We start from the raw sequence: 11,608 nt of genomic DNA, 5'->3' as shown, positions 1-11,608 counted from the left end.
TGCAGCAGAACTCCCTTTCCTCAGGCAGATTCCTGACCGAGGGTGTGGTCTTTTACCCGTTGCAAAGCTGCAGTCAGGGCCATCGGCCAGGGATCCGGCTGACGCAGTTGCCGCACCCCCTTCGGTAAGCGCAGCACCGAGGCACGACTGGTACGGGCAATGGTTTCCAGGTCGGGCAAGGGTTCCAGGAGCACGCCCCTGTGCATGATCTGGCGCAGCAGCGGCTCATAGCCGGGGGGCGGGGTCTCGTCAGCCTGACCCAGCAAGTCCCCTGTGGGGCCGCGAAAGATCTGCTTGCGCCCTGGCAGGGTGGCTTTGGCAAAGGAGGCCTTGGCCACGGGGATCCCATTGATCTCCACCAATTTGTACACTCCATTCACCCCCTCGCCGGTAACCAGGCGGGTGCCAACACCGTAGCCACTGATGGGCGCTTGGGAGCGGTGCAGCCGCTCAATCTCGTACTCATCCAGATCGCCGCTGACAAACACCGGCGCCCCCTGCGGCAGGATGGCCTTGACTTGGTGGGAGAGGGCCTCCAGATCCCCCGAGTCGATGCGTACGCCGCCGATTTCCCCCCGGGATCCCAGTTGCTCCGGCTGGGTGGCAGCAAAGAGCTGAGCCGCGGTGCGCGCTCCCTGGATGGGATCGTAGGTGTCAATGAGCAAAACCGCTTGGGGAAAGTAGCGCCGGAAAGCTTGAAAGGCACGGGTCTCATCGCCAGAGAGGGTGGCAATGGCCATCACGAGGGAATGGGCCATGGTGCCCGCCGGCTTGCGCCCCAATTTGAGAGCTGCCAAGACATTGGAGGTGGCATTGAACCCCCCCGCCAGCGCCGCCCGCGCTGCCCAGAGGCCCGCCTGGGGACTAAAGGCTCGCCGCGTGCCGAACTCCAACAAAACGGCCTCATCCCCTGCCGCATCGCGCATGCGGGCTGCCTTGGTGGCAATCAGGGTTTGGTAGTTAAAGGTGGTCAGCAAGTAGGTTTCCACCAGTTGCGCCTGCCACAGAGGAGCCTCCACCCGCAGCAGCGGCTCGTTGGCAAAAACGGCCGTCCCCTCCGGTACTGCCCACACATCCCCCTCGAAGCGGTAGCTAGCCAGCAGCTCCCAAAAGCGTGGCGGTGCCTCGGCAAAAATGCCCGTCTCCTGCAGGGCCTGCAAGGCTTGTGGCGGAAAGTGCAACTGCTGCAGGTATTCCACCGCTTGGGCCAGCCCCATGGCAATGAGGTAGCCATAGTCGCTAGGCAAGCGCCGCACAAACAGCTCAAAGGCCGCCGGCTGATTCTCCAGCCCCTCCCCCACATAGCAGGCAGCCATTGTGAACTGGTAGAGATCGGTCAGTAAGCCGTAGTCTTGGGGCTGCAGGGAGGAAAAGCTTGGGTCTACCATGGAACCCTCAAGTAAGCCAGAGAGGCAACGCCCTTGGGGAAAGGCAGAGAAGCGGTTGCCCCAGTTGGAGCTACCATGGTAGCAAGTCCAGCCTGCCAGGGATCCCTACCCTGCAAAGCAGCAAAAGCTTGGCTACGGGAAGCGCCATGGACACCTCTGCTCCGCAGTTGACAACTCCAGCGCCGCCAACCCTGCCTGTGCCCTCCCACTTTGCTCCTGAGCGGGTGGGAGAGATTTGGCGAGTGCCCTACCAGCAGCGGGCCCTAGAGGCAGAGCGCTGGGCCCAAGAGCACCACATTCCCCCGGCGGAAGCCGATCGGGTGCGGGTGGGCCTGTTGCTGATTGATGTGCAAAACACCTTCTGCATTCCTGGCTTTGAGCTGTTTGTGGGCGGCCCCAGCGGCTTGGGGGCGGTGGAGGACAACTGCCGCCTGTGCCAATTCATCTACCGCCACCTTGCCCACATCACCCAGATTGTGGCCACCCTGGATACCCACACGGCGATGCAGATCTTCCACCCCGTCTTTTGGGTGGATGCCCAGGGATCCCATCCCGAGCCAGCTACCGCCATCTCGGCAGCCGAGATTCTCTCAGGACGCTGGCGGATCAACCCTGCCATGGCCGCCAACCTCACCCAGGGGGATCTGACGCGGCTGCAGGTCTATGCCCTCCACTATGCCGAGCAATTGGAGAAAGGGGGGAAATATCCCCTCATTGTCTGGCCCTACCATTCCATGCTGGGTGGGATTGGCCATGCCCTGGTGCCGGCAGTGGAGGAGGCGATCTTCTTCCACACCATTGCCCGCGGCAGCCAGCCCAGCTTACAGCTCAAGGGAGCCAACCCCTTGACGGAAAATTACTCTGCCCTCAGCCCGGAGGTCTTGACGGGGCCGGAGGGGGATCCCATCGACGAGAAAAATGAATCCCTTATCGACCACCTCCTGGAATTTGATGCCCTGATTGTGGCTGGCCAAGCCAAAAGCCACTGCGTTGCCTGGACGGTAAGCGACCTGCTGCAGGAGATCCAGGCTAGAGATCCCAGCCTAGCCAGGAGGGTCTACCTTCTGGAAGATTGCACCTCGCCGGTAGTGATCCCCGGCATTGTCGATTTTAGCGAGCAGGCGGAGGCAGCCTTTGCCCGCTTTGCGGCAGCGGGGATGCACCGGGTGCACTCCACGGATCCCCTTTGGGAGTGGCCTGACTTTCCCTGGCCTCTTGCGGAGGAGACTTGATCTGCTCTACTCCAGTGGTAGGATGCGGCAGGACAGCCTGTCGGAGTTGGCCTGTGTACGACTGCCCTGGCGGTGCAGATTTGCTTTGGGAAACCAGTTCCCTGCGCCCTCCCACTGGCGCCCGCGACTTTTTGCCGCGGGAAGTTCAGCGGCGGGAAAGGCTAGAGGCGCAGCTAACCCAGGTTTTTCGCCGCTACGGCTACCAACGTATCATCACGCCCACCCTAGAGCGGTTAGAGACCCTGCTGGCTGGGGGATCCATCCGCGGTGAAGCCGTGCTGCAACTGCGGGACGGGGAAGGGACAATGCTGGGGTTGCGCCCGGAATTCACCGCTTCCATCGTGCGGGCAGCAGCCACCCGGCTGGCCGGCGGGCCTCTGCCGCTGCGGCTCTACTACCACGGCAACGTGTTCCGCAATAGCCGGCGGGAGGAGGGCTCCTACAGCAGCCAGGAGTTTTTCCAGTCGGGGGTGGAGCTCATCGGCGCGGGCGGATGGCTAGCCGACGCTGAGATCTTGCTGCTTTTGGCCGATTGCGTGCGCGCTGTTGGCCTCAGCAACTGGACATTGCTGTTGGGAGATGTGGGCCTGACCGAGAGCCTGCTTAACTCGGTTACTCCCAAGGCCCAGGCGGCGGTGCGCCGCGCCATTGCCCAGCTTGACTACGTTTACCTAGAATCAGCCCCCCTGCCGGAGGCGGCCCGCCAGATTGGCTTGCAGATTCTGGGATTGCGCGGCCAGCCTGAGCAGGTCCTACCTCAGCTTGCCCAGCTTCCTGTGCCCCCGGAGCGGCTGCGGGATCTGCGGCAGTTGTGCCAAATCCTGGAAGCCCGGCAGGTGCGGGTGGTGCTGGATCTAAGCTTGCTGCAAACTCTGGCCTACTACACCGGCATTGTCTTCCAGGCAGTGGTGGGAGGAGAGGTCATTGCCCTGGGCGGGCGCTACGACCAGCTCTATGCTCTCTACAGCCCTCAGCAAGTTGAGCAGCCAGGGATCGGCTTTACCCTCCTGCCCGATACGCTGCTGCGGCTCTTGCCCCCCGACCCCCCAGCCGAGGCAATGGGCTGCCAGCGGTTGGTGGTGCCGCTGGTGCCGGCAGGGATCCCGGCAGCGCTGGCCTTGGCCGCCCGCTGGCGGGAGTCAGAGGCCGTGGAGCTGGAATTGCTGGATCGCCCTCCTGAAGAGATCGAGGCCTATGCCCGCCAGTGTCGGATCCCGGAGATTGCCTGGGTGCAGGCTGATGGCAGCTACCACATCTCCCCCGTGGACTAATCCCAATCAAATGTCCAGAGCCGCCAGTTCCAACTGGCCACTGTGGGCCTCGATGAACTCCCGCCGCGGGCCAACGGCATCCCCCATGAGGATGGTGAAAATGCGATCCGCCTCTGCGGCGTCTTCGATGGTAATCTGCTTGAGGACGCGCGTTGCCGGGTTCATGGTGGTTTCCCAGAGCTGCTCTGGCATCATTTCCCCCAAGCCCTTGAAGCGCTGGATGGTGTACTTGGTGTTGGCCGGCAGGCTGCGCAGGACTTGCTCTTTCTCGGCCTCGTTGTAGCAGTAGCGCACATTGTTGCGGCCCCACTCAATCTTATAGAGGGGCGGGCAGGCAATGTAGACGTAGCCCTGCTCCAAGAGCGCCTTCTGATAGCGGTAAAAGAAGGTGAGCAGCAGGGTGCGGATGTGACTGCCATCCACATCGGCGTCAGTCATGAGGATGATGCGGTGGTAGCGCAGTTGGCTGGGATCGAACTCCTCGCCCTTGACCCCCAGGCCCAGCGCTGTAATCAGGGCCTGAATCTCGGCGTTTTTGTAGATCTTGGCGGGATCTGCCTTCTCGATGTTGAGGATCTTGCCCCGCAAAGGCAGCACCGCCTGAAACTGGCGATCCCGTCCCTGCTTGGCGCTGCCCCCTGCCGAGTCGCCCTCCACCAAGTACACCTCTGACTCCGCCGGATCCCGGCAACTGCAGTCAGCCAGTTTCCCCGGCAGTGTGGAAGATTCCAGAGCCGACTTGCGGCGTACCAGCTCCCGGGCCCGGCGGGCAGCTTCGGCCGCGTTGAAGGACTGGATGGCCTTATCGACGATCCCCCTGGCCACGTTGGGGTTGAACTCCAGATATTCCGTGAGGGCCTCGGAGACAATGGTTTGGACGATGCCCCGCACCTCGGTGTTGCCCAGCTTGGTTTTGGTTTGCCCCTCAAACTCGGGGTTAGGCACCTTGACCGAGACGATCGCCGTCAGGCCCTCCCGCACGTTTTCTCCCGCCAGGTTGCTGTCGGACTCTTTGAGTTTGTTGAGCTTGCGGGCTTGGCTGTTGATGGTAAGGGTAAGGGCAGTCTTCAGCCCCTCCAAGTGGGTGCCCCCTTCGGTGGTGCGGATGTTGTTGGCAAAGCCAATCAACGTATCGGTATAGACATCTGCGCACCACTGCAGAGCCGCTTCGACCTCGACGCCATCCCGCTCTCCGCGCACATAGACAATGTCGGGGTGGATGGGGGTTTTTTCGTGGTTGATGAAGGCCACATATTCCTTGATGCCGCCCGCAAATTGATAGGTTTCCCGCTGAGGCGGATCCCGCCGCAGATCACTAAAGATGATTTTCAAGCCGGCATTGAGGTAGGCCAGCTCGCGTAGACGAGCAGCCAGCACGGCATAGTCAAACTCCCGCTCCGGAAAGATAAGCTCATCTGGCTTGAAGCGCACCTCGGTGCCCCGCCGCTGGGAACCCACCGGCTGCGGCTCGGATTTGAGGGATCCCACCACCGCCCCTCGCTCAAAGCGCTGGAAGTAAACTTTGCCCTCCCGCCAGACTCTGGCCTCCAACCACTCCGAGAGGGCATTCACCACCGACACCCCAACGCCGTGCAGCCCCCCGGAGACCTTGTAGCCGCCCCCTCCAAACTTGCCGCCGGCGTGCAACACCGTCATGACCGTCACCAACGCCGACTGCCCGGTTTTGGGGTGGATGTCTACCGGGATGCCGCGGCCATTGTCCAGAACCGACACCGAGCCATCGGGGTGGAGGGTGACCTCAATCTCGTCGCAATAGCCGGCCAGGGCCTCATCGACGGAGTTGTCCACCACCTCATACACCAGGTGGTGCAATCCCTTCGGCCCGGTGGAGCCAATGTACATGCCAGGCCGCCTGCGCACAGCCTCCAAGCCTTCCAAAACTTGGATCTGCTCTGCACCGTAGTTCTCCGTCATTCGTAACTCCAATCCTGAAGAGAGATACCGGCCCCCGCCAACCTGAATCCAGAGAAATTGACGCCAGAAGCCAGAGATGATCCAAATCCCAAAAACCTGCCCCTATAATAGCACAAAAGCCTAGAACGGCCACGCAGCCGCTTCTGAGGGCAAACTTTGGCAGGGGATGCAGGGATGGAGATCAGTTTCTTGCCCAATCCTGGCCGAGAAAGCTCTCCACCAATCCCGGCGGCGGCTGCACCTGCAGCTCACCGTTTTCCAGATCCACAACCGGCACCAGAGCTTTCACAAAGGGGATCAACACCTGCCGCTGGTCGGGGGTAGAGATCTCCAGCACATCTTGGCCAGCGGCCCAGATTGCCGAGACATGTCCCAGCAGCCGACCCTGATGGTAGACGGCTAGGCCAATGAGATCGGAGTAGTGGTACTCCTCCGGCTCGAGGGGCAGGCGCTGGGAAGCCGGTACCAACACCTTGGCCCCCACCCAAGCCTCTGCTGCCGTTCGATCGGGGATCCCTTCCAGCCGCACCAAGTACAAGCCCTTGGCGGGAAAAAACTGGCCCTCAATCAAAGGATGCAACAGAGGCTCCGGATCGCTATCCCGCTGCAGCCAGCGCGGCCCTGGCTCAGTGAGGCGCTCTGGAAAATCCGACCAGCACTTAACCCGTAGCCAGCCCCGCAGTCCATGAGCGGCCACCACCTGCCCCACCACTAGCCAAGCGGGATCCCCTCCATGTTGGGCAGAAGCTACCATAGCTGTCGCTACTAGTCGAGCTGAGGAAAGTTCACCTCGGTCGGGAAAGCCGTGGAGGTGCCCAACTTTTGGGAAGCCCCAGAAGCGCGGGATCCGGATCCCTGCCCTTCCTTGGCCACATCCACCATCGAGAGCAGCCCTTGCAGGGTAGCGGGGATGGAATTGGGATCCATAAAGATCACCTTCGAGCTGGGGCTGCTGCCCAGCTTGAGACCCATATCGATGTAGTTTTGTGCCATCAAGTATTGCAGCGCGTTGGCTGCCTCTGGGTTTTCCTGCAAAGTAGCGGCAATGGTTTTGATAGCCTCAGCCGTACCCTCGGCCAGCAGCAGCCGCTCGCGCTTCTCAGCTTCTGCTCGCAACAACTGCGCCTTGGCAGCCCCCGCTGCTTGGTTGATGCTGGCCTGCTGCTCCCCCTCCGATTTGAGAATGGCCGCTCGCTTCTCCCGTTCGGCAGCCATTTGCTTTTCCATCGAGTCTTGCACCGTCTTAGAGGGCTGGATATCCCTGACTTCTACGCGGGTGATCTTGATCCCCCAGGGATCGGTGGCCTCGTCCAGTTCTGTCAAAAGGCGGGCGTTGATCTCGGCGCGGGAGGAAAAGGTCTGATCCAAGTCCATGCGGCCAATTTCGGCGCGCAAGGCCGTCAGCACCAAGTTCACCAAAGCCCGCTGTACATCCTCTACGGCGTAGCGGGCCTTGATCATATCCGTGATGCGCCAGTAAACCACCGCATCCGCCATCAAAGAAACGTTGTCGCTGGTGATGCACTGCTGCGGTGGCACGTCCAGCACCTTCTCGCGAATGGTTTCCTTAAACACAATCCTGTCGATGGGAGGAAAAATGATGTGCAACCCGGGTGTCAGCTTGCGGTGAAACCTCCCCAAACGCTCTACCAGCGCCTCATAGCCCTGGCTGATGATCTTGACCGAGTTGAACAGGTAGCCGATAAAGATGAGGGCAAGGGCGGCTAAGATGCCAGGCATAGGGCTCTTCTCCTAACAGAGGGTTCAGCCCCCATTCTAGACGGCTGCTGGGACTGCTCCCTTCCCCCTTCGACACGTCTCAGCCTCAATAGACAATAGAGAGGGGAGGCGTGAACAGGATAGTTAGAGCTGCGGATTTCTTGTTGGGGCTGCAATCTTATCCAGTAGAAAGCTTGTGGGGGGATCCCGTCTATGAAACTGGACAGCAGGAACCTAGAAGTTGGCCTGAACAAAATCTACGACGTTATTGTTGCCGGTGGTGGCGCAGGGGGGCTGTCGGCAGCCATTTACCTGGCCCGCTACGGCTTGAGCTGCCTGGTGGTGGAAAAGAGCAGAGGCCGCTCTTTTTGGATGCAGGATTTGCGCAACTATCTGGGCCTGCCGCCAAACACGCCAGGACGAGAGCTGTTGCGACAGGGGAGGGAGCACGCCCTCAGCTTGGGGGTGGACTATCTATGGGGCTTTGTGGAAGATGTCACAGATGAGGGAGACCTTTTTGCTGTCAAGGTCAAAGTAAGAAAAGTCAACAGTATCTACCCTGTTTTTCGCAGCAAATATTTGATTGCAGCAACGGGCATTATCGATTATTTGCCCCAATTGCCTGATATGCAAAATGTCTACGAATATGCAGGCTACTCGCTTCATGTCTGCATGATTTGCGATGGTTACGAAATGCGGGATCAGAAGGCAGTTTTGATTGTCAATTCAGAAGATCGGATTAATACGGCTTTTGTCCTCAACTGGTTTACGCCTTATATCTCGGTGTTGACTCACGGCCTCTGCTCGGTCGGCCCTGAAATGCGCCAAAAACTGGCGGAGCACGGCTATCCCCTTTACGAGTCTCCCATTCGCCGCTTTCTGGGCGAGAACCACCAGATGCGGGGCGTGGAGCTCGAGGATGGCACCTACATCGAGGCAACCACCGGCCTGGTGGCCATGGGAGCCAAATACCACAACGACTATTTGAAAGGGATCCCCAATTTGCGCTGGCAGGGCGAAAACCTCGTGACCGACGAGTGGTGCCGCACCACCCATCCGCGGCTCTTCGCGGTAGGGGATTTGAAGCAGGGCCTCAACCAGGTGTCGATTGCCGTCGCCGATGGGGCGCTGGCTGCAACGGCCATTTGGCGGGACATCCGCCGGGCCTCTCCTCTTCGTAAATGGGAAGAGCGCCTGCGCTCTTAGTTTGGGCTCATTCCGCCCTCTTGAGGGAGTTGGGATGGCCTTCTGCCCTATGATTGTTGCGAAGCCCCGAGCAACTCCCATGCATTCTCTGAAAGTGGCGATCTTTTTTTGGGTTTTCCTATTGGTAGGGCTGCATTACTACGCGGTAGAGGCCCAGTCTTTTTTTGATCTAAACCTGACTCTAACCTCAGAATACGATCCTATTCTCCCGATCGAGAGCGTTCGCGTTGTGCGCGGCAGTAATCCCCAAGACCTGCTGGTTTATCTATCGGCTCCTTCTGCTGCTTGGGTTCACCAAGAGCGGGTGAACGGGCATTATTTAATTGATATTCCCTATGCAGTCATCACCCGCTCGACAACAGTTGAAGTTGCTGCGGGGCTGCCCTATCGGCTGAGCTGGGGCAACCGAGACGAACAGACTGGGCGCCTGCTGATCACCCCTGCACCTGCCCAGGTAGAGGTCTTTTTGCAGCATGGCTGGACAGCGGATCCCACTTTGCTCGATCCGCTGGAAAATAGCTGGCCTTTGCAACTGACTTTGGAAGAGGCGCTGGGGCCTTTGTTGGAAGTACCACCTCGCTCTGCCTTTCTCACCATTGACGATGGACCTTGGCCTCAGTCCACACCTCGACTTTTGCAAGTTTTGGATCAGCTACAAGTGCCGGCTACATTCTTTCTCATCGGCAATCACGTTTCTCGCTTTCCAGAGCTGGCCAAAGCCATTCAAACCCACCACCACACGATAGCTAACCACACGTTTACTCACGACTATCAACGCCTCTACAGCAGCGACGAGATATTCTATGCCGAGGTGGATCAGACAACCCAACTGCTCAAGAGGTTGGGCTTGGATCCCCAACTAGTGGTTCGCCCACCGGGCGGTTTTCGCCTAGACTCTGCTTTACGTCACGCTTTGGAACAGGCAGGGTATCGGGTTCTCTACTGGAACCTCAGTCCCGAGGATGCCTATGCTGGCCAAACAGCAGACCAGCTTTTGGAGCGGGTTCGCTCCCAGTTGTCGGTGATGAAAGCCTCTGAACAACCCCTGGTTTTGCTGCTGCACGACCGCTGGCCCCATACTGCAGAAGCTTTGCCAGATATCGTTGCTGCGGTTGAAGAGGCAGGCTATCGCTTTTTGCCCTGGCCCAGTTCTAGAGATCCTGCTTGAGGAAACCGCCAACTGTCTCTTAGAAAAACCGGGCAATCTCTTAGAATCTTAGGGTCGAGGAGTGGGGAAGTATGCGAAAGCCCTTGGATTGCTGGGCTCGGATAAGTTGGGGAGCAGCCTTGGCTCTGGCGCTACCGCTTGCTGTTCACTCTGCCTACCCCCAGCCGCTGCTTCCGCTGTTGCCGGCTGTTTCTGAGGGGGGCAGCGCGCGCGAAGGAGTTGTTGCCCTATTTCGTCAATCCATCTGGTGGGAGTTCATCCGCGGCAATCGCGGCGAAAACCTGCGCCTGTTTGCAGCCAGCCGCACCGCTTCTGAGCGTCAGGATGTGGTGGCCGTGTTTGAAATCCAGCGGCAGCCGACAGTGGAGCCAGTGGTGCGGGTTCTCAGCTTTGGACATCAGGGAGGATACGATTTTCGCCTGCTCCACACGGCTGAGCCGATCCCCGGACGGTTGGTGGAGGCGCAGCTGCGCACCGACATCACCTCCAGCGCCCAGCCCAAGCTGGTGCTGCTCACCGAGCGAGGGGGCATCAGCCTGCTGCGGTCTGTCTTGGTCTTGGAACACCGAGCGGAGGGGTTTGTGCCGCTGCTGAGCGTGACAGATTTAAACAATGCCAGCTTGCGGGTCAGCTCCCAAGGGATCCTGGTCATCTCCAGCGTGCCGGGAGCTAACCGCGACTCGCGCGCCACCCTTTACCAGTGGGAGGGAGATGGCTTTGTCCGCCGTGATCTGTAGCATCCCAAGTCTGGCGACAAGGCATAGACCGCCGGGATTCGTTTCGAATTGCCGCGAAGCAGTCCCCTGCCACTCCCCTCTCCCACGGGGAGAGAGATTGGGGGTGAGGGAAACGTCTCCAGCCTATTGAGGGTGACCAGAGAGCTGCTGAGCCTGCCAGCAGACGCCCAGGCTGGGCGCTTGGCCCACCTGCCAGAGAAACAGGCTTTCGGCTCCCAGGGGATCCAGGCTCCAGGGATCCAGGTCAGACCCAAACCACCCGTAGGGATCGACAGGGGCAGGTTGGCCAGAGTTGGTTTGATCAAGGCGGCGCACCTCAAAATGGAGATGGGGCCCACTGGCACAGCCGCTGTCGCCCGAGAGGCCGATTACGTCCCCTGCCGCCACTCTCTGTCCCTCCTGCACCCGGATTTGGCTGAGGTGGGCGTAGAGGGTTTCCAAGCCGGCTGGCTCGTGCCGAATGCGCACCCGCAACCCCCTGACCGGGCGGCCCAAGCTGGGACACAAAAACTGCGGCTCTTGACGCGCCAAGGTAACCCGTCCCGAAGCGGCGGCCAAGATCGGCGTACCCACCGGCATGGCCCAGTCGTAGCCGGCGTGGCCATCACTTTTGCCGCAGGGGTGTAACGGGCCAGGGAGCCAAACTTGGCCTTGCCCACTGACAAAGCGTCCGTTGCCATCTTTCTCTCCCAGGGGCATATCGTGGTCGAAAAGGTTGGTGACGGGAAATTCCCCGACAAAGGGCTTGTGCAACAACGGCCACTGGGGCGGCGGCGGATCCCCATCGGCAGAGCGATGGCTCTCCAGCGCCAGCCGATAGTTCTCCAGCTCCTGACGCTGGGCGGGATCTGGCGACCGCTGCAGCAGGAGATCCACCAGGCGCAGGGCCTGAGACCAGTCCCGGCGCTCGACAGCCCGGCTCAACTGGGCGTACACCCCCACCAGGGATCCC

Annotated in this window: 10 protein-coding genes; 5 read left to right on the top strand and 5 right to left on the bottom strand. The window is 60.3% G+C overall.

The window, feature by feature from the left end; genetic code table 11:
- Positions 1-20: 20 nt before the first annotated feature.
- A complete protein-coding gene (locus NW863_RS02970; protein ID WP_414364275.1) occupies positions 21-1,388 on the bottom strand; it encodes a nicotinate phosphoribosyltransferase in 1,368 nt (455 codons plus the stop codon).
- Positions 1,389-1,534: 146 nt separating this feature from the next.
- Between NW863_RS02970 and NW863_RS02965 the strand changes: the two genes are divergently transcribed.
- Together NW863_RS02965 and NW863_RS02960 are read left to right on the top strand one after the other, a co-directional pair.
- Complete coding sequence (locus NW863_RS02965) at positions 1,535-2,620, top strand: isochorismatase (RefSeq protein WP_414364274.1); 1,086 nt, start codon at positions 1,535-1,537, stop codon at positions 2,618-2,620.
- 80 nt (positions 2,621-2,700) lie between these two features.
- Positions 2,701-3,891 (top strand): ATP phosphoribosyltransferase regulatory subunit, encoded by a 1,191-nt coding sequence (locus NW863_RS02960; RefSeq protein ID WP_414364289.1) that lies wholly within the window; start codon positions 2,701-2,703, stop codon positions 3,889-3,891.
- A gap of 6 nt (positions 3,892-3,897) precedes the next feature.
- Here NW863_RS02960 and gyrB read toward each other — a convergent pair whose 3' ends face one another.
- The 3 genes from gyrB to NW863_RS02945 form a co-directional block, all read right to left on the bottom strand.
- Positions 3,898-5,826 carry a DNA topoisomerase (ATP-hydrolyzing) subunit B gene (gene gyrB / locus NW863_RS02955; protein ID WP_414364273.1) on the bottom strand — a complete coding sequence of 643 codons (1,929 nt, stop codon included), beginning with the start codon at positions 5,824-5,826 and terminating at the stop codon, positions 3,898-3,900.
- Positions 5,827-6,007: 181 nt separating this feature from the next.
- Complete coding sequence (gene rimM, locus NW863_RS02950) at positions 6,008-6,580, bottom strand: ribosome maturation factor RimM (protein WP_414364271.1); 573 nt, start codon at positions 6,578-6,580, stop codon at positions 6,008-6,010.
- An 11-nt stretch (positions 6,581-6,591) separates the two neighbouring features.
- Complete coding sequence (locus NW863_RS02945) at positions 6,592-7,566, bottom strand: SPFH domain-containing protein (protein ID WP_414364269.1); 975 nt, start codon at positions 7,564-7,566, stop codon at positions 6,592-6,594.
- Between the two features lie 192 nt (positions 7,567-7,758).
- Between NW863_RS02945 and NW863_RS02940 the strand changes: the two genes are divergently transcribed.
- The 3 genes from NW863_RS02940 (at position 7,759) to NW863_RS02930 (ending at position 10,656) form a co-directional block, all read left to right on the top strand.
- Entirely contained in the window at positions 7,759-8,751 is a 993-nt protein-coding gene (locus NW863_RS02940) for an NAD(P)/FAD-dependent oxidoreductase (protein ID WP_414364267.1), read from the top strand.
- A gap of 79 nt (positions 8,752-8,830) precedes the next feature.
- Complete coding sequence (locus tag NW863_RS02935) at positions 8,831-9,919, top strand: polysaccharide deacetylase family protein (RefSeq protein ID WP_414364264.1); 1,089 nt, start codon at positions 8,831-8,833, stop codon at positions 9,917-9,919.
- Positions 9,920-10,038: 119 nt separating this feature from the next.
- Positions 10,039-10,656, top strand: a complete 618-nt coding sequence (locus NW863_RS02930) for a hypothetical protein (RefSeq protein ID WP_414364263.1) — start codon at positions 10,039-10,041, stop codon at positions 10,654-10,656.
- A gap of 123 nt (positions 10,657-10,779) precedes the next feature.
- On the opposite strand, the gene NW863_RS02925 is transcribed toward NW863_RS02930, so the two are convergent.
- The coding region (locus NW863_RS02925) for a M23 family metallopeptidase (RefSeq protein ID WP_414364262.1) at positions 10,780-11,608 on the bottom strand (829 nt) is incomplete at its 5' end.

The organism is Synechococcus sp. B60.1, assembly GCF_047462555.1.
Taxonomy (GTDB): Bacteria; Cyanobacteriota; Cyanobacteriia; order Thermostichales; family Thermostichaceae; genus Thermostichus.
The sequence above is the reverse complement of the archived record's forward strand: the minus strand, read 5'-3'. Positions and strand labels throughout refer to the sequence as shown.